Source organism: Psychroserpens algicola, from assembly GCF_014526325.1.
Lineage (GTDB): Bacteria > Bacteroidota > Bacteroidia > Flavobacteriales > Flavobacteriaceae > Psychroserpens > Psychroserpens algicola.
Window position 1 is genome coordinate 225,057 of record NZ_JACNMJ010000003.1, and the last position, 17,460, is coordinate 242,516.

Annotated in this window: 19 protein-coding genes; 1 reads left to right on the forward strand and 18 read right to left on the reverse strand. The window is 34.9% G+C overall.

Going from position 1 to position 17,460, the window contains the following annotated elements; genetic code table 11:
- The 14 genes from H7350_RS09615 to H7350_RS09680 all read right to left on the reverse strand — a co-directional run bounded on the left by H7350_RS09615 (nucleotide 1) and on the right by H7350_RS09680 (nucleotide 10,304).
- On the reverse strand, nucleotides 1-171 hold the full coding sequence (locus H7350_RS09615) for a Lacal_2735 family protein (protein WP_204345691.1): 171 nt from the start codon (nucleotides 169-171) through the stop codon (nucleotides 1-3).
- A gap of 6 nt (nucleotides 172-177) precedes the next feature.
- Nucleotides 178-660, reverse strand: coding sequence for a glutathione peroxidase (locus H7350_RS09620; protein ID WP_235989315.1), 483 nt, complete (start codon nucleotides 658-660; stop codon nucleotides 178-180).
- 58 nt (nucleotides 661-718) lie between these two features.
- The gene (locus tag H7350_RS09625; protein WP_204345693.1) at nucleotides 719-1,402 is read right to left on the reverse strand and encodes an SDR family NAD(P)-dependent oxidoreductase; all 684 of its coding nucleotides are present in this window, start codon (nucleotides 1,400-1,402) and stop codon (nucleotides 719-721) included.
- Between the two features lie 82 nt (nucleotides 1,403-1,484).
- Nucleotides 1,485-1,709 (reverse strand): hypothetical protein, encoded by a 225-nt coding sequence (locus H7350_RS09630; RefSeq protein ID WP_204345694.1) that lies wholly within the window; start codon nucleotides 1,707-1,709, stop codon nucleotides 1,485-1,487.
- A 4-nt stretch (nucleotides 1,710-1,713) separates the two neighbouring features.
- A complete protein-coding gene (gene folE, locus H7350_RS09635; protein ID WP_204345695.1) occupies nucleotides 1,714-2,409 on the reverse strand; it encodes a GTP cyclohydrolase I FolE in 696 nt (231 codons plus the stop codon).
- 53 nt (nucleotides 2,410-2,462) lie between these two features.
- Nucleotides 2,463-2,735 carry a TIGR03643 family protein gene (locus H7350_RS09640; protein ID WP_204345696.1) on the reverse strand — a complete coding sequence of 91 codons (273 nt, stop codon included), beginning with the start codon at nucleotides 2,733-2,735 and terminating at the stop codon, nucleotides 2,463-2,465.
- Nucleotides 2,736-2,740: 5 nt separating this feature from the next.
- Nucleotides 2,741-3,166 (reverse strand): hypothetical protein, encoded by a 426-nt coding sequence (locus H7350_RS09645; protein ID WP_204345697.1) that lies wholly within the window; start codon nucleotides 3,164-3,166, stop codon nucleotides 2,741-2,743.
- A gap of 160 nt (nucleotides 3,167-3,326) precedes the next feature.
- Nucleotides 3,327-4,859, reverse strand: a complete 1,533-nt coding sequence (locus H7350_RS09650; protein WP_204345698.1) for a cryptochrome/photolyase family protein — start codon at nucleotides 4,857-4,859, stop codon at nucleotides 3,327-3,329.
- Nucleotides 4,860-6,170 (reverse strand): DASH family cryptochrome, encoded by a 1,311-nt coding sequence (locus H7350_RS09655; protein ID WP_204345699.1) that lies wholly within the window; start codon nucleotides 6,168-6,170, stop codon nucleotides 4,860-4,862.
- Nucleotides 6,146-6,289 (reverse strand): DUF2256 domain-containing protein, encoded by a 144-nt coding sequence (locus tag H7350_RS09660; protein ID WP_204345700.1) that lies wholly within the window; start codon nucleotides 6,287-6,289, stop codon nucleotides 6,146-6,148. Before H7350_RS09660 ends, H7350_RS09655 begins: the two co-directional genes overlap by 25 nt.
- The gene (locus H7350_RS09665) at nucleotides 6,282-7,706 is read right to left on the reverse strand and encodes an SDR family oxidoreductase (RefSeq protein WP_204345701.1); all 1,425 of its coding nucleotides are present in this window, start codon (nucleotides 7,704-7,706) and stop codon (nucleotides 6,282-6,284) included. Before H7350_RS09665 ends, H7350_RS09660 begins: the two co-directional genes overlap by 8 nt.
- A complete protein-coding gene (locus tag H7350_RS09670; protein WP_204345702.1) occupies nucleotides 7,703-8,329 on the reverse strand; it encodes a flavin reductase family protein in 627 nt (208 codons plus the stop codon). The genes H7350_RS09665 and H7350_RS09670 overlap by 4 nt, the downstream gene beginning before the upstream one ends.
- Entirely contained in the window at nucleotides 8,329-9,639 is a 1,311-nt protein-coding gene (locus H7350_RS09675; protein WP_204345703.1) for an ABC1 kinase family protein, read from the reverse strand. Before H7350_RS09675 ends, H7350_RS09670 begins: the two co-directional genes overlap by 1 nt.
- An 8-nt stretch (nucleotides 9,640-9,647) precedes the next feature.
- Nucleotides 9,648-10,304 (reverse strand): TetR family transcriptional regulator C-terminal domain-containing protein, encoded by a 657-nt coding sequence (locus tag H7350_RS09680; protein ID WP_204345704.1) that lies wholly within the window; start codon nucleotides 10,302-10,304, stop codon nucleotides 9,648-9,650.
- A gap of 238 nt (nucleotides 10,305-10,542) precedes the next feature.
- On the opposite strand from H7350_RS09680, the gene H7350_RS09685 reads away from it, so the two are divergent.
- Nucleotides 10,543-11,391, forward strand: a complete 849-nt coding sequence (locus H7350_RS09685; RefSeq protein WP_204345705.1) for a DUF2911 domain-containing protein — start codon at nucleotides 10,543-10,545, stop codon at nucleotides 11,389-11,391.
- A gap of 90 nt (nucleotides 11,392-11,481) precedes the next feature.
- Here the strand turns inward: H7350_RS09685 and H7350_RS09690 are convergent, their stop codons facing one another.
- The 4 genes from H7350_RS09690 to H7350_RS09705 all read right to left on the reverse strand — a co-directional run bounded on the left by H7350_RS09690 (nucleotide 11,482) and on the right by H7350_RS09705 (nucleotide 17,418).
- Nucleotides 11,482-12,459: a Gfo/Idh/MocA family protein gene (locus H7350_RS09690; protein WP_204345706.1), complete on the reverse strand. Its 978-nt coding sequence runs from the start codon at nucleotides 12,457-12,459 to the stop codon at nucleotides 11,482-11,484.
- Nucleotides 12,446-14,152 (reverse strand): sodium:solute symporter family protein, encoded by a 1,707-nt coding sequence (locus tag H7350_RS09695; protein WP_204345707.1) that lies wholly within the window; start codon nucleotides 14,150-14,152, stop codon nucleotides 12,446-12,448. Before H7350_RS09695 ends, H7350_RS09690 begins: the two co-directional genes overlap by 14 nt.
- 97 nt (nucleotides 14,153-14,249) lie before the next feature.
- Nucleotides 14,250-16,775, reverse strand: coding sequence for a PIG-L family deacetylase (locus H7350_RS09700; RefSeq protein ID WP_204345708.1), 2,526 nt, complete (start codon nucleotides 16,773-16,775; stop codon nucleotides 14,250-14,252).
- A 94-nt stretch (nucleotides 16,776-16,869) separates the two neighbouring features.
- Nucleotides 16,870-17,418, reverse strand: coding sequence for a mechanosensitive ion channel domain-containing protein (locus H7350_RS09705; RefSeq protein ID WP_204345735.1), 549 nt, complete (start codon nucleotides 17,416-17,418; stop codon nucleotides 16,870-16,872).
- Between the last annotated feature and the right edge of the window lie 42 nt (nucleotides 17,419-17,460).

The window sequence follows — 17,460 nt, forward strand, 5'->3', positions numbered from 1 at the left end:
TTAATGATTTTGTAATAATTCTATTTGCTCTTGAATTTTATTAGCTTCAGCATATTTTTTGTCACTCTCTGCTCGATTTGTGGTCGATAATGCATGCCACTCTTTCATTAGCTTTTCGTACTTTTTTTGAAGTTTTTCAACCTCCGATGTGTTTTTGAATAATCCAAACATGATTAATTATTTTAAGTGCTTTGTAATTTTTGAACTCGCTGGAGATGTAATTGAATAGTAATAATCTATTAATTCACCATCAGGACTAATCAGATATTTCTGAAAATTCCATTTCACTTTGGAGTTCGTTATGCCGTTTTTATTTTTTTGAGTGAGCCAAGTATATAACGGGTGTTGTTGACTGCCTTTAACGTCTATTTTTTCTGTTATAGGAAACGTAACGCCATAGTTAATTTCGCAAAAGGATTCTATTTCACTGGCATTTCCTGGTTCTTGCATTCCAAATTGATTGCATGGGACGCCTATAACAATAAGATCATCCTTATATGTATCATAAAGGCTTTGTAAGTCCTTATACTGAGATGTGAAACCACATTTTGATGCTACATTGACTAAAAGTATAAATTTTCCTTTGAAATTTGAAAGCGATAAAGGTACTCCGTTAAGGCTGTTGATTTCAATATCATATATAGATGTTTTTTCTATCATATGTGAATGTTTAGTTTTTGAAAAGAGTGTTACCATAAAAAAGCTAACAGGTTTATAATTATAGTTTAAAGCTAACAATACCACAATCCATTTCAAAGACTTGCCCAGAAATAGGACTCGATTTTTCTGATAATAAAAATTCTGCCATTTCGGCGACGTCTTTTGGTTGTAAGAACTTTTTCATGGGATGTCGCTCTGTAATATTCTCAATCATTTTATCATTACGTAATAGTTTTGAAGCTAAATCGGTGTTTGTAACTGTTGGTGCAATTGCGTTAATTCTTAATGTTGTCGCTAGTTCGGCACCCAAAGATTTCACCAAGCCTTCAACACCAGATTTAGCAGCAGCAATGCTAGCATGATAAGGCATACCTAATTTTGCTGCAACAGTACTAAACAATACAATTGAAGGAGATTCGCTGTGTTTTAAACAACTTAGATAGTGCTGTATGGCTTTTACGGCACCAATGACGTTAATTTCATAATCGTCTCTAAAATCTTCCAGACTTAATCTCCCTATTGGTTTTAAGTTGATACTACCAGGACAATACACCAATCCATCCGCACTTTTGATTTCAGGAAGTTCATCATTAAGTATATCACACTTGTAATGCGTTAAATTTTGATGAGATTGCTCAGGTGCTGTTCTACTTAAGTTAATTACCTTGTGATTTTGAAGTAAATTATTGGTTAATGCGTTACCAATACCCTTACTGCCTCCAATAATGATGTATGTTTTCATGAGTGTTATAATTTTATAAAAAAGCGTAACAGATAGATTTTATAATCCATTACGCTTATGTTTTTTTAGTACGCATGACAGACTATGCTGTTAGAGGTGCACCTTTTAAACGTTTCTCAACTTTACGTTTTATCGCTGTGAGACGTTTCATGATATCCATAATATTTTGATCTTTCTTCTGCTTGTAAATTTGATTTAAATCCAAAATTAAGGCTTTGGCTTCACGAGAAATTTTTACACGATCACTAGTGGATAAGGATCTCATTTTTCTTTGCTCGAACTCTAAGGCTTTGTTTATTAGTTCCATAATATTAATTATTTATATAGTTGTGTAATTCTGCGATTTTTTCTGGTGTATTAAATTGTCCGCCATAGTAAGTCGTAACCGTTGCTGAAGTATTATCTTTTATGCCTCTGGAAGACACACATAGATGTTTAGCATCAATAATGACAGCGACGTCTTCGGTATTTAAAACAGCTTTTAATTCTTCGGCAATTTGGTTGGTCAAACGTTCTTGAACCTGAGGTCGTTTAGCGTAATACTGTACAATTCTGTTCAGTTTTGATAGCCCTATAACTTTTCCGGAAGAGATATAAGCCACATGAGCTTTTCCTATTATTGGGACAAAGTGATGCTCGCAATTAGAATAAAACGTGATAGATTTTTCAACCAGCATCTGATGGTATTGATACTTGTTATCAAATAAGGCGATTTGTGGTTTGTTTTTAGGGTTTAGGCCTGAAAATATTTCGTCAATATACATTTTAGCCACACGTTTAGGTGTTCCTTTCAGAGAATCATCTGTTAAATCTAAACCCATGACATCCATGATTTCTTCAAACAGAATAGCAATGCGCTGCTTTTTTTCGTCATCACTTAATTTAAAAGCGTCTGCTTTCATTGGAGTTTGCAGACCAGTGTACATATGGTCTTCGCCAATGTCTTCTGTAGAGAAATTTGCAAGGCTCTGACCGTTAATTTTTGATTTTAAAGTTTTGGTATTCATAATGTCTTTTTAGTGTGCTGTCCTTAAGAACTCATCTCTTAAGTCAAAGCACGTTATCGTTTTGAAATCGAGTTTTGGGTGATTTGTTTTTGCCTTGAGCATTTGAAACGACCTTCTTGAAATGACCGAAGTTTTTCGTGTTTGGTTTTTCGACCTTGAACCCGCTTGCGCCACATTTTGAAACTTTTGGTTGTCATTTCTTTACGCATGAGCTCGATAACTTCCTGTTCTTTCAAACCAAATTGAAATTGTATAGCTTCAAATGTGGTTCTATCTTCCCAAGCCATTTCTATAATTCTATCTGTCGTTCTTATATCTAATTCCATACATTTTAAAACTGAAAACTGTATTGTTCGTCATGCTTTATTTTGGCATTCATTAATTTCTTAAAAAAAGTAGCATTCTCTTTGAATGTTTTAGTATTGCTAAAACGAATAAATTTTCCTTGGGCATGAATACTCGTACCATTAGTTTTGTACAAAACAAGTTGATAATAAGGAATGACCCAAGTGTAATTTTTAAGCCCTTTGTTGATGTAAATTAATATGCCATTTGGTCGCATTTCTATATTAGCATAATTGATGTCGGAAACTACGTTTAAATACTGTTCCATATTAGGGCTCACCTGCTCAATAATCATACGCTTAGAACCAACGCCTCCCATTTTGAGCGCTTCAAAAAACGAATATGGTTTACCAATCAAATCAGCAATGATATGCTTGTGCTCTTTCTGAGTATAAGTGGAGTTGAGTATCAAATTATAATTTCTATTTGACTCAAATTTACAAAATGTTTAATGTTTTTTGTTAATCATTAAACAAAAATTAACATAATTATAGGATTAATCATCTGCTTTGGATGTATATATTTGATTTTCAAATGATTAAAAATTATATTGAATTTAAGATTTAGCCTTGTTAGTAACTGTTTTGATGTGTAATAATATCTTGCGCCTTTTCTTTTATCTGTTGAAGATCTTGTGGATTCATTTTATCTAATATATTATACATCATTCCCATTCTGAAATTATCACCTAATTGATCTCGTTTATCATCTAAGAAATTCCAATACAGACTATTAAACGGACAAGCATCATCACCAATTTTTTTATTTTTATTATAGTGGCAAGACTTACAATAGTTGCTCATTTTGTTGATATATGATCCTGAAGAGACATAAGGCTTGGTGGCAATTTGTCCGCCATCAGCAAATTGACTCATGCCTCTGGTATTTGGTAATTGCACCCATTCTATAGCATCTACATAGATTCCAAGATACCAGGCATCAACGTCATCAGGATTGGTTTGCGTTAATAAGGCGTAATTCCCTGTAATCATCAATCGTTGAATATGATGCGCATAACCATTGTCAAGAGAATTGGTGATAGCATGCTTAAGGCAATTCATTTTGGTGTCACCAGTCCAGAAAAAATCAGCTAGTGAATTATGATTCTCTAATTCATTTTTAGATTTATAATCTGGCATTAAAGCCCAATACATACCTCTCATGTATTCCCTCCAGCCAATAACTTGCCTTATAAATCCTTCAACTTGCGAAATGTGAATGGCATCGCTATGTTTCCTGTAGTAATTCATTACTGTAGTAACAACATCTCTGGGAGATAACAATTTTAAATTCATAGCAAATGATAAGCGTGAATGAAATAAATACGTTTCATCTGTGTGCATCGCATCCTGATAATCGCCAAAATGAACTAAAAGTGTTTCACAAAAATATTTAAGTTGTTTTAACGCTTGAGGCCTTGTAATAGGGTAGGAGAATGTTTTAGTTTCTAAGCGTCCAAATGTCTTAATTTGTGCTGTTTCTATATCTGTTTGTACTTCGGAAACATCATTTTTAAACAATTTATAAGTTGGTATGTCAACATCGCCTTTCCAAGTATTTCTATTGCTTTTATCATAGTTCCATTGTCCTCCTTCTGGCTGATCACTAATCATTAAAATATCATGCTTTTTGCGCATATCTCTGTAGAAATTTTCCATGAGATATTGTTTTTTTCCTTTAAAAAATTGAGCTAAGTCCTGACGTTTTGTGTAGAAATGCTCTACGGAAACAGCTTTTGATTCAAATTGGAGTGCTTTGCACAAAGTTTTAAGCTGAAGGTCTAAACGGTACTCATCAGGTTGGATATATTCAAAACACTCGATATCGTGACGTTCAATTAATAACTTTAAGTTTTTAGTAAGGTCTTGCGTATTTTGTGTGTCGTTAATTCTGAAGTATTCGATATGATGACCTTCAGAAGCAACAGTCTTTGAAAATTCACGCATGGCAGCAAAAAAGCCAATTACTTTTTGAATGTGGTGCTTAACGTAGTCGGTTTCCTGGCGCATTTCAAACATACAGTAAGTCACATCTTTGGTAGTGCTTTTAAACCACGAATGCTTAATGTTGAGTTGGTCACCTAATATGAGCCTTAATGTTTTCATTTAAAATAGTGTGTCTTGTAACCATAAGTTTTGAAATCTACCATTGGCATCATAACGCTCGGCTTGTAATTTGACATTGAATTTTCGGTCTCTTGGGTCATTTCCAACACCAGCAACATACATCCAGTTTCCGTAGTTGCTATGTACATCATAATCGATAAGCATGGATTCAAAATACGCGGCACCAATACGCCAGTCTAAATGCATGTCTTTGGCAAAGTAAGACGCTACATTTTGCCGACCTCTATTGCTCATCCAGCCGGTTTTGGCGAGTTCAATCATATTCGCATTTACAAAATGTGATGGTGTAGTTCCGTTAATCCACTTTTTGATCTGATTTTCATTTTGATACCAATCATAATCTTTATGGAGAATACCACCAAGTTTGAAAATGTCATTTTGATGTTTCAAAGCAATGTATTTAAAATAGTCTCTCCATATAAGTTCAAAAATGAGCCAGTAGGTTGATTCATTTTTAATGTGTTTGTCTTCAAATGTTTTAATTTGCCAATAAATGGTTCTGGCAGAAATACTACCATTGGCTAACCAAGGTGAGAACTTTGAACTAAAATCTACTCCAACTAAGCCATTTCGTGTTTTTTTATAGGAGGCTATTTTTTTAGATTTAAAAAAATAATTATCAAGTCTTTGTGTGGCATTTGTTTCGCCACCCTCAAAAGGAAAAGCGCTGTTAGGGTGTTTGTCAAACACTTCAAAACCTAATTCCTGAAGTGTAGGAGCATAAGTGTCATTAGTAATCTCGCTAATTTGTTCAGATGGAGAATTGATAGTAACAGGTCTAACTGTACTATTTAACTCCACATTTTTTCTAAACCTGGTAAAGACTTCAGGGATTTCATCAAACGACATCTGAATGTCATCTGGGTGAAATAAAAACTGATCGTAATATTCGTGAAATATAATCGTATTCGGTAAGCTGGATTTTGTTCTTGCTAATGTTTGGACTTCTTCATCTGTCCATTCCTTTTGTAAGTATATGGAAGAAATCGAGAATGTATCTACTAAGTTTTTTATAGCGTTTTCAGGGGTGTCTATGGCTATAAACAACTCGATGTTGAGTTGCTTTAGGTTGGTTTTTAACTGGTTAATGGTTTCAATCAAAAATTGAGTTCTGTAGCGTTCGGTTTTTTTAAAACCAAATTTAGAAATGCTATACTGTTTAGGATCAAAACAATAACAAGCTATAAGGTGCTTATGATTTGAAATGGCCTGATTGAGTGTATAATTATCTTGAACTCTTAAGTCGTTTCTAAACCAAATTAATCCTATGTTGTCTTGTTTCTTCTGCACTTTTCACTACAATATTTTACATGTTCCCAGTTCTTTGCCCACTTCTTTCTCCAGTTAAATGTGAGTCCGCAAGTTGGACACTGTTTTTCTGGAAGATGTTGTTTTTTATGATTAGACATCGACAAGCTTATTAATCATACCTTTAAAAATTAAGCCATGAAACGGTAAAACGCTATACCAGTACAAGCGTCCCCAAAGTCCACGAGGTCTAAACGTTGCTGTTTGTTTGAGTAAACCGTCTTCGATTTTAAATTCCAGCCAGGCTTCACCAGGCAGGCGCATTTCAGCATAGAGTAGAAGCTTTTTTTGAACTTTATCGACAAATATGACGCGCCAAAAATCCAATGCATCTCCAGCATCAAGTTGTGTCGGACTTGTTCGTCCGCGACGCAAACCAATACCACCAAAAAGTTTGTCTATATAACCTCTAATTTTCCATAAAAAAGTACCATAATACCATCCTGTGGTGCCACCAATACGCCAGATTTTGTCAATAGTTTTTTCAGAATTTATGACAGGACGCTCTTTATAGTCCTGAAAACAACCGTACTTAGGAACATTCACGTATTTATGAAGGTTGTTTCTTAACCGACCACTACTTACCATAGAATCTTTCCAACTGGAAATGATACTATTCTGTTCTATCTTTTCAAATGCGTGTTCTACAGCTGCTTTATATGAAATAGGTTCTACCTGAAGTAAGGTGTTTATTTGACTTGGTTTTCCAATAATTTGAACACCCATACTATCAACGAGACTGGTTGCTAGTTTGTAAGAAGTAGATGTGACAAAATATAGCCAGTAGGATGATAATTTTGGAGTCATTACTGGGACTGTCAATATATAACGCTTTAATCCTCTCACTTCGGCAAATTGTAAGAGCATTTGTTTGTAGGTTAAAACTTCAGGGCCAAACACATCAAATGATTTGTTATAGACCTTTTCAAAACCAACACTGCGATGTAAAAAGCTTAGAACATCTCTTACAGCAAGCGGTTGCGTTTTGGTATTTAGCCATTTTGGAGCAATCATAAACGGTAACTTTTCGACTAAATCTCTGATGATTTCAAAAGAAGAGCTTCCGGAGCCAACAATAATTCCTGCTTTAAAAATGGTAAGAGCATAGGCGTCAGACTTCAGTAGATTCTCAACATTTTTACGAGACTGAAGATGCTTAGATAAATTATCTTCGTTTGTAATCCCGCTTAAATAAATAACTTGTTTAACTATTGTTTTTTCAAGTTGATTTTTGAAGTTTTTTGCACAGCGTTCTTCAAGAGATTCGAAATCTTTAGAGGAATTAGACATGGAGTGAATGAGATAGAACGCAACGTCGATATCATCCGGAATAGAATGAAGTGTTTCAGGTTTTAAAAAATCGGCTTCAATAACATCGATTGAGGCTTCTTCAGCATAACTTTTATCGGCTCGTAATTTGTCTCTTACGGCACATACAACTTGGTGGTCGTCATTTGCTAATAACGGAATTAAACGCTTTCCAATATAACCTGTTGCTCCAGTAACCAGAATTTTCATGACAAATCAGTTTTTGGTCTTTGGTATGCAAAGCGTGATTTTAATTCGGGAATTGCGTAGCCATCCAAACCATTAATTGTGGCTACATTTCCTTTTGATAAATTTATAAACCCATCATCTTCAAGTAATTCGTTATCAACATGTAATCCCATAATTTCTCCAATGACAAGGATGGTATCATTAGCTTTGATGTGATATTCTTCAACAAATTTCATGGCTAATTGGAGCGGAGCACCTTTGACGAAAGGCGCATAGAACTCATGTTTATATTCTGAAATGAGCTGTGTTTTATCAAATTCGGAAATATCTGAATCGTATTTGGCCGACGTATGATGCGCATCTTCTAAAATAGGTTCATGAATATGGTTAATGGTATAAAATCCTGTAGACTTTATATTTTCATAGGTATGTCTCAATACCGTTGTTGGTCTACAGAAAAATCCAAGCATAGGCGGATTTGAACCTATATGGGTCACAGAACTAAATACAGCAACATTTTCTATGTCATTTTTAGATTTTGTACCTAATAAATTAGCCGATTTGTAACCCGAACAACTATTGATTAAGTTAATGCGGTATACATGATGAAAGTTGTTCAACGCTTCATTGCTAATATAAGTCATTATAAGGTTTTAAAATTATTGATTTTGATGTCCTTGGCTTTTAAATCAAACATAAGATTGTATAGTCCAAAAAATGTTCTGTTGATGTAAATAAAATGTTTAGAACCACGATTACCATTCATTTTTCTGAGTTCCGTACTTTTTGAATAACGTTCACCCAATTCGGCTATTTTTCCAAAAAAATCACCATCAGAAAAGTCGAAGGTTTTAGCATGAAAAGGCTGTGTGAACAGGCTTAGCATTTCGTGGAACATATCAGTGAAAAAAGCGATTTCGTTAGGTGTATCGTCTGGTCGTAATATTTCAAGTTGGTATAGTTTTTCAATAAAATAATCACGATTATTAATATTGTCTTTTTCAGCTAATTCAAAATATGGGATATAGAATTCATTCGGAATGGTTTTCATACAGCCAAAATCGAGCGCAATCAATTGTCCGTTTTCAGATACCAAAAAGTTACCTGGATGCGGATCGGCATGTACCTTCTTTAATTTGTGAATCTGAAACATATAAAAATCCCAAAGCGCTTGACCTAATTGGTTTGAAAATTCCTGATTGGTATTATGAGCTGTAAACTCTGAAAGGTGCTCACCAACCATATAATCCATAGTGATGATACGGTCTGAAGATAAGTCTTCGTAATATTTGGGGAATAAGAGATTAGGAATATGAGCGCAATTTTGAGCAATTTCTTTACTCTGCTTAACTTCTAGAATGTAATCGGTCTCTTCAATGAGTTTGCTTTCGACCTCTTTAAAATATTTGTCAGAATCTTTTCCTTTAATATTAAACATACTCATGGCTATGGGTTTTACCATGGCGAGATCTGAAGCGATACTTTCTGCAACTCCTGGATATTGGATTTTCACAGCAAGTTTCTTCCCGTTTTTTTCTGCAATATGGACTTGTCCTATACTGGCAGCATTAACAGAAGTTGCATTGAAGGTATCATAGATGTCACTTGGCAATTTTCCAAAGTAAGTTTTAAATGTTTTAAGAACCAGAGGAGCAGATAAGGGTGGTACAGAAAACTGCGCCAGAGAAAACTTTTCTACATAAGCCTGAGGTAATATGCTTTTTTCCATACTGAGCATTTGTGCTACTTTAAGAGCGCTGCCTTTGAGTTGTTTTAAACCATTGTATATGTCGTCAGCATTATTTTGATTGAGGCGTTCTTTAGCTTCGTTCTCTGTTTTAGTTAATTTGTCTCCATAGTATTTAAGATAATTAACTCCAACTTTTGCTCCTGTAGAAACCAGCTTTGTAGCTCTTTGTATTTTTGATGTAGGGATGTTGTCTATAGTTTTCATAGGAAAGTTTAATGCATTTGTACTTTTTCTTTAAAAATGAATTTCCCAAAGTCAATAAGGCTTTTTAGTGGAGCAATATTTAGAACATCAAAACTTGTGTTTACAGATTTTTCAATGAAAATATCGGTTTTTTCAAATCCAGGAGAGGTGTCGTCCATCCAAAACTTCATTGTTATCAGCAACTGCATCCAGGCAGTTTCTTTTAATCCGCGACGTTGAATCTTATCTATTTGTTCTTGCTTGGTGTCTATAAGCTCAATCTCTAGTTGTGCTATATAATTTGTGAAAGCCTGCTTCAGTTGAGACAGTAATGTTAAACCCTTTAAACTGTGTTTATGTCGTTCTAATGCATGTTTAACATAGCTGCGATTAGCAGTCAAGTTTTCAAAAAAAGTGAAATAAAAACTTAAGAGTTTATTTCTTGCATCAAAATTAGTATAATCCTCGCTTTTTTCTAATATGGAAATAGTGTTGTGGAAAAAAGCATAAAAAATATGCTTTTCAATGGCTTCAAATGACCCAAAATGCTCATAGAATTTTTGTTCTTCAAAATGATTTGCCTTTGCAAATGCGTATACCGTTTTAGGTTGAGTATTATGCTCCAAAACATAATCCATATAAAACGTAATAATGTCTGTGTTAGAGATAGTCTTCTTTTTTGCCATGTTTCATAAATTGTGTAGTAAAGATACGATTGTTTAATATATTTTGTATAATGTTAAACAAAATTTAACAAGAGATTAGTAGTTTAATAGGTTTGGATATAATTTTATTGGTGATATAGCAGTGCATTTAGCCTTTGTCAAGTTCAAGAGGTTATATTTAAGGTTTTATTAACAAACAAAGGCTTAGCTTGTTTGTAAATTTACGTGAATTAAAAACTAATCATTAAATCTGATACAAATGAAAAAATTATTACTCGTGTTTGCAGTGTTTGCTATGACATTCACTTCATACGCACAAATCGAAACGCCAGCACCAAGTCCCTTAGCTAAGTTTGAACAAAAAGTAGGATTAACCGACATTACGATTGAGTATTCTCGTCCGAGTGTTAAAGGAAGAACTATTTTTGGGGATTTAGAACCTTATGGAGGTATGTGGAGAACTGGAGCCAACAAAAACACTATAATTACTTTTAGTGATGATGTGACTATTGCAGGGCAAGATGTTAAAGCAGGAGCTTATGCTATGTTTACAAAATTGAATTCTGCTAAGCAATGGGATGTTATATTTTACAGCGACACCGAAAACTGGGGAGCACCAAGAGAGTGGGATGATAGTAAAGTTGTAGCAACTGCTAAAGTTGATGTGATTGAAGTTCCATTTAGTATTGAGACGATGACTATAGATATTAATAATATCACTAACAATGGAGGAACCATTGATATCATATGGGAGAAATCTTATGTGGCAATACCGTTTACTGTACCAACAGATAAAAAAGTGACTTCTGCAATTGATAGTGTGATGTCTGGTCCAAGCGCCAACGATTACTATGCCTCTGCTGTTTACTATTTAAACTCTGGTAAGGATATCAAAAAAGCAAAAACTTGGATTGATAAAGCGATGTCTATGATTGAGAAACCTGGATTCTGGCAAGTAAGACAGCAGTCATTAATTTATGCAGCAGCTGGAGAGAAAAAAGCAGCTATAGAATTGGCAAAAAAATCAATGCAGGCAGCTAAAGAAGCTGGTAACCAAAATTATGTGAATCAAAACATGGAATCTCTAAAAGAATGGGGAGCGATGTAAGCTTGTAATTGAATATAAAATTAAAGACCTTTTGAACTTCTCAAAGGGTCTTTTTTTATGCGAATCTAAGATATGAGGCGTGGTGTAGCGCTAATAGGTTAAGCCTATCTGTTGTCTAACTGTATCGAGCATTGTGATGAGCTTTTTGCTAAAATCAAAAGTCATAATATCACTTTCTGTTTTGTTTTGTCTTATAAGTTCGTTAAAATGATGCGCCTCATAGTTATACCCATTTGTAGTATAGTCAAATTCATATGTGTCTTCGTTTCCTTCTGAAATTACTGTGACACTCGATGGTTCATGAAATCTTGAATTTATTTTAATAATGCCATTGTCACAATAAAAAATAGCTTCAGTAGGTGTCTGTTCTACTAAGGTGCTTTTCAAATGTGCCTCAACACCATTAGCATAGCTTAAAAGCATTAATGTTGACGAATCGACACCGTTTTCAAAGAATGTGGCTTTAGACTCTATTTGAACAGGTTCACCAAGAGTTGACAAAGCTGCAAAAAGAGGATAGATGCCAATATCAAGTAAGCTTCCGCCACCTAAAGATTTTTTAAACAATCTTGAAGTCATGTCTATTTCTGGTTGGAACCCAAAATCAGCTTCAATTTTTTTTATTCGTCCGTAAGTTGCTTGTTGTAAGTGGTTCAGAGTAAATTGATAATGCGGAAGGAAATAGGTCCACAGGGCTTCCATCAATAAGACATTATTAGCTTTTGCTGTGGCTATCATTTCGTCAACTTCACTTAGGCTCATGGCAAAAGGTTTCTCACATAACACCGCCTTTTTATGATTGAGACACAATATAGAATGCTCATTATGAAACGCATGAGGTGTAGCAATATACACAGCATCAATATTTTGATCTTCAACTAAAGCTTCATAATTACTGTATGCGATTTGAGAACCATACGATTTTGAAAAACGATTAGCTTTAAGTTGATCTCTGGAAGCAACTGCGTAGAGTTTACAGTTTGGCACATGGCTTAAGTCTTGCGCAAATTTATGAGCAATTTTTCCTAGGCCTATGATTCCCCAATGTATTGTTTTAGGATGCTGCATAGTTTGTATTATTAGAACTAAGGGATTGAATTAAACACGCTATCACAATAACTATAAGACAGCCTACAAAATTAAGCCATAAAAAAGGCAGGTTAATGATGTCATATTCATTGAGTAAGAACAAGCCTATCACTAAAACCTGAGTTATCAGAGCTGCCGTAAATACAGCATTGGCTTTAACGAATTTAAAAAAGAAAGCCAATAGGAAAATACCGAGCACATTTCCGTAGAAAATGGAACCAATAATATTAACCAGTTGAATTAAATTTTCAGCAAGATTGGCGACACAAGCGACTCCAATGGCGATAATTCCCCATGCTAAAGTAAACCATCTTGAGGCTTTAACCATTTCGGTTTCAGATTTTTCAGAGGTATTTCGTTTGTATAAATCCATAGTTGTAGTACTTGCTAATGCATTTAATTCACTAGAGGTACTTGACATGGCAGCACTTAAAATAACAGCAAGTAACAAACCGATTAATCCACGAGGTAAATTATTTAAAATAAAGTGAATAAAGACATAATCTTTATCATTGCTCTCTACTTTTAAATTTTGAGAATCACCTGCTTTATCAATAAGTCGTCTTGCATTTGCACGTAACGTATCACTTTGTGCATTGTATTTGGCAATGACATCGGGATGCACTTTTCCATCGGATTTTGAAAATTCGTTTATAGACGCTTTTTTCATTAAGAAGTTGTCCTGCTGTGCTTTTTCTATAGCCTTATATTGGTCTGCATATTCAGAATTTAAAACAACTTCGGTCGCAGTAGGGTTAAAGTTTACAGGCGCCTCATTAAATTGATAAAATACAAATACCATCACACCTACAAGTAGTATGAAAAATTGCATAGGTACTTTTAGTAAGCCATTAAACATCATTCCGATTTGCATTTCTTTAAGCGACTTTCCTGATAGGTAGCGTTGTACCTGGCTCTGGTCTGTTCCAAAATAGGAGAGCATTAAAAATGTACCACCAATGAGACCACTCCAAACAGTATAGCGGTTATTGAGATTAAATGAGAAATCTAAGACTTCCATTTTGCCACTGGCTCCTGCAATATCAAGTGCTTTTGAAAAGGTAATACCTTCGGGAAGTTTATCGATGATTAAGCAAAAGGCGATAATCATACCAGTAAAAATGACAATCATTTGGTGCTTTTGAGTCACATTTACGGCTTTAGTTCCTCCAGAAACCGTATAGATGATGACAAGAACACCGATAATAACATTAAGTAAGAGGAGATTCCAGCCTAAAACTGCAGATAAGATAATAGCTGGCGCAAAAATGGTAATTCCTGCGGCTAAACCGCGTTGTATCAAAAATAAAATAGCGGTTAATGTTCTGGTCTTTAAATCAAAGCGATTTTCTAAGAATTCATAAGCGGTATACACTTTTAAGCGATGGTATAATGGAATAAATACCATGCAAATGACGACCATGGCTATAGGAAGTCCGAAATAAAATTGTACGAAACCCATACCATCATTAAAGGCCTGACCAGGAGTAGATAAAAATGTAATGGCACTGGCTTGAGTAGCCATAACCGATAAGCCGATAGTCCACCATTTAGAGGTATTGCCGCCTTTGAGGTAATCTTGTACATTTTTACTGCCTCTCGATTGAATGGTGCCATAAATGACAATAAGTAATAATGTGCTAATGAGCACAATCCAGTCTAATGTTTGCATTTTTAAAAGGCTTTAGTGATGAAGTAAAATGCTATGATATAGATGATATTGGCGCAGAGTACAAGAGTGTACATTTTATTCCATTTGTACTTTTCCATTAGTTTTTGATTTGATTAGGAGAGTTAATATCGTTTTTGCCTAGAGATAGCATATTTGCAAACAGGCGATAAGCACCTGAAACACCAGCAGGAAATTCTCTAAAAAAACTCAAGCCTGTGTATATATAATACCCTTTACCATGTTTAGCAACGAGTAAACTTCCGGTTTTTGGTGTTTCGCCATCATCGTTCATAGATAAGATTGGTGTGAAGTCTTCAGACCATTCATCAGGGAAATACAGACCGCGTTCTTGGGTCCAGCCTTCAAAATCGTTTGGCGAAATTTTATTCGGAAAGTTTAAAACCTCATGATCGGTCGCCAGAAGCTTAACTTCTGCAGTTTCATCAGTCACACGATCTCTCGACAACTTTAAGTCGTAAGGTGCAATTTGATCGACTTTAATACGACGATTGGTATTGTACTGCACGATCATATTTCCGCCTTGAGCGACATAATCAAAAAGTATTTGTTGCTTAAAATTTAAGGTCTCGACAGTGTTATAAGCTCTAATGCCAATAACCACAGCATCAAAACGACTCAGGTTTTCTGCGGAAATATCCTCAGGTTTTAAAATCGCTACGTTGTAACCAATTTGTCTCAGACTCTCTGGAACAACATCACCAGCACCTTCTATATAACCGATGTTCTCACCACGTTTTTGAATGTCTAAGCGTACAATTTTGCTTTCGCTTGGTAATAGTACGGTTTGAAATGGGATATGGTCATAATCGATTTCAATGAGTTCTTTAGTATAAATATTATCACCAATATGAACCATAGGAGTAAGCAAGCCTTCGCTTTGTTCCTTTGGTGGTATAACGGTAAAAATGATATGTGCTTCCTGACCTTTATGATTAATATTTATTTTTTGTTTTTCTGGATAAACGCTCCAGTTATTTGGGTACGCCAACTGGACATATCCTTCTACATTATCTCTTCCTGCTGTAACGATTACCTCAATGTCTCGCTGTTTGTCGGTATCTAGAATGATGACTTTTTCTGAAATTTTAGCAGACACTTCTGGAATAATCTCAAACGGTTTATAAACTTCGCCTTTTACAGGGTCGTTAGTTTTATAGACTATAGGTTTGGTAAATGGAATACTGACATTTTCGATGGCTAGATGAAATGTAACGTTAAGATTTCTTGGTGTTTCAGGTTTCCCAATAAGTGATTTGTCGGTAACAGTGTACATGCCCAGAGTTCCTTTTTTTGTGAGCCAGTATGGCGTGGACACCTCCTGATTTGAATTGATTTTTAAAGTTTCCTTAAAATCAAATCGGGTGTTGTTATCAAGTGGAATGTTTTTATCGATTTTAATACCATTTGGATTCACAAAGCTTGATAAGGTGATGTTGGCATCAGACCTGTTAATGACTTCAATATTTAAATCAACACGAGATCCAGCAGTCGTTTGGTTGGTATTAGAGGTGGCTTCCAGATATAATCCAGCACAAGCAGCAATGATATCTTTTATTTCTTTAGTTTTTACCGCTTTCCAGTGTTCATTTTTCAGATTTTGAATGGCTTTATACGCTCTCATAAGTTCGGTAAGAGACGCTGACGGATTTTTAAAATCATAATACTTTTCTACAGCGTAAAGGATATCTCCAATAGCTTTACCTCCTTCAATGCGATTCCACGAAGTATCTATACCTTCAAAAATATTGGTTTTATCAGAAGGCAACTCGCCTTTGATGAGTTCTATGTATTCAATTTGTGAACCTCTGCTTCCTGTGCTTCCAAACCCTTGTGATTTATGCTGACTTCGACTTAGTGCAGCAATTTCAGGATTACTCAATCCGTCACTAGGAAAAAAGACACCAGTGTCAATAGCTAAAAGATTGGTTTTATCGGCTTTGTCAAAATTTTCCTGACTACCATAAAACCACCATGAGGTATTAAAGAAAAGGCGTTGAGGTTGCCAGGTATCGACCATAGATAATTGGTCTGGATAAGCAGTCTTGTCGCCAACAATATCAAAAGCTTCAAGACTTAACATCGCCGAACTCGTATGATGACCATGTGTGGTACCAGGAGTTCTGTGATTAAAACGGTTGATAATCACATCAGGTTTAAATTTCCGAATCGCTAAAACAACATCGCTTAATACCTGTTCTTTATTCCAGATAGCTAGAGTTTCGTCGGGATGCTTAGAGTAACCAAAATCATTAGCTCTGGTAAATAATTGTTCGCCTCCATCAGTACGACGAGCTGCAAGCAACTCCTGAGTTCTTATCACACCAAGGAGCTCTCTAATTTCAGGGCCAACCAGGTTTTGACCACCATCACCACGCGTTAGTGATAAGTAGGCAGTTCTAGCCTTAACTTCATTAGACATGTATGAAATGAGACGTGTATTCTCATCATCGGGATGTGCGGCAACATACAATACCGAGCCCAAAAAATTAAGTTTTTTAATGGACTCATAAATTTCAGATGAGGTAGGTTTTTTAGGTTGTTGCGCTGTAATTAACGTTGTAGAACATAGGAAAATAAAAAGTAGGCGTAATCTTGTTTTCATTATGATATAGTTAGTTATAACCAAATATAATGAAGTATCTCAGGGAAGCCCTTGGTTTTAGTTTTTCTTTAACGTTAGAAGCGTGAATTGAGTTTTAAATGGAATCGCTACCATCATCCAGCAAACCTTCAATAGCATCTTTTTCAATAAGGGTTACTGCTTTTTGAAGAATTAAATTGTTGGGATAGGTAACCAAATCACCATTGTCTAATCGAAGGTGAAGTTGAAATGCTCTAATGTCTTCAATGATGGCTTCAATAGGAAAGTCTTTGTCATGTATCTGAATTTTATCACCAACTTTATACGGAAAAGAGAAGAACATAATAATACCTGATGTTATATTGCTAAGGATAGACCAAATGGCAAATAAGGCAATTCCGATAACAGCAAAAACCGAAGAAAAGATAAGGGTCATATCTTTAAACTCTGCACCAAAAACAAAAGCTTCAATTATTAAAGCTATAATTAAGAAAGTTACAGATACATATCTGTTAATCAATTTTATACGTGCTTCATTAATATCGCTTTTCTTCCCTATTTTTCTAATAATTGTATGACTGAAAAAACGAATGATTAATAGTATAAGAAGTACAATTCCTGTTATGATTAATTCAGTTTGATAGGTTTGAAAAAACATGTACATTGATTTTAGTTGATGTATCAAAGATACATTTTAAGGATGAAA

What these genes read in the sequence shown, in the direction of transcription:
- H7350_RS09670 (WP_204345702.1), bottom strand. Translation starts at nt 8,329, where the DNA reads ATGACTTATATTAGCAATGAAGCGTTGAACAACTTTCATCATGTATAC.
- folE (WP_204345695.1), bottom strand. Translation starts at nt 2,409, where the DNA reads ATGAATACCAAAACTTTAAAATCAAAAATTAACGGTCAGAGCCTTGCA.
- H7350_RS09700 (WP_204345708.1), bottom strand. Translation starts at nt 16,775, where the DNA reads ATGAAAACAAGATTACGCCTACTTTTTATTTTCCTATGTTCTACAACG.
- H7350_RS09660 (WP_204345700.1), bottom strand. Translation starts at nt 6,289, where the DNA reads ATGTCTAATCATAAAAAACAACATCTTCCAGAAAAACAGTGTCCAACT.
- H7350_RS09625 (WP_204345693.1), bottom strand. Translation starts at nt 1,402, where the DNA reads ATGAAAACATACATCATTATTGGAGGCAGTAAGGGTATTGGTAACGCA.
- H7350_RS09705 (WP_204345735.1), bottom strand. Translation starts at nt 17,418, where the DNA reads ATGTACATGTTTTTTCAAACCTATCAAACTGAATTAATCATAACAGGA.
- H7350_RS09685 (WP_204345705.1), top strand. Translation starts at nt 10,543, where the DNA reads ATGAAAAAATTATTACTCGTGTTTGCAGTGTTTGCTATGACATTCACT.
- H7350_RS09665 (WP_204345701.1), bottom strand. Translation starts at nt 7,706, where the DNA reads ATGAAAATTCTGGTTACTGGAGCAACAGGTTATATTGGAAAGCGTTTA.
- H7350_RS09615 (WP_204345691.1), bottom strand. Translation starts at nt 171, where the DNA reads ATGTTTGGATTATTCAAAAACACATCGGAGGTTGAAAAACTTCAAAAA.
- H7350_RS09620 (WP_235989315.1), bottom strand. Translation starts at nt 660, where the DNA reads ATGATAGAAAAAACATCTATATATGATATTGAAATCAACAGCCTTAAC.
- H7350_RS09690 (WP_204345706.1), bottom strand. Translation starts at nt 12,459, where the DNA reads ATGCAGCATCCTAAAACAATACATTGGGGAATCATAGGCCTAGGAAAA.
- H7350_RS09695 (WP_204345707.1), bottom strand. Translation starts at nt 14,152, where the DNA reads ATGCAAACATTAGACTGGATTGTGCTCATTAGCACATTATTACTTATT.
- H7350_RS09630 (WP_204345694.1), bottom strand. Translation starts at nt 1,709, where the DNA reads ATGGAACTAATAAACAAAGCCTTAGAGTTCGAGCAAAGAAAAATGAGA.
- H7350_RS09640 (WP_204345696.1), bottom strand. Translation starts at nt 2,735, where the DNA reads ATGGAATTAGATATAAGAACGACAGATAGAATTATAGAAATGGCTTGG.
- H7350_RS09650 (WP_204345698.1), bottom strand. Translation starts at nt 4,859, where the DNA reads ATGAAAACATTAAGGCTCATATTAGGTGACCAACTCAACATTAAGCAT.
- H7350_RS09675 (WP_204345703.1), bottom strand. Translation starts at nt 9,639, where the DNA reads ATGAAAACTATAGACAACATCCCTACATCAAAAATACAAAGAGCTACA.
- H7350_RS09680 (WP_204345704.1), bottom strand. Translation starts at nt 10,304, where the DNA reads ATGGCAAAAAAGAAGACTATCTCTAACACAGACATTATTACGTTTTAT.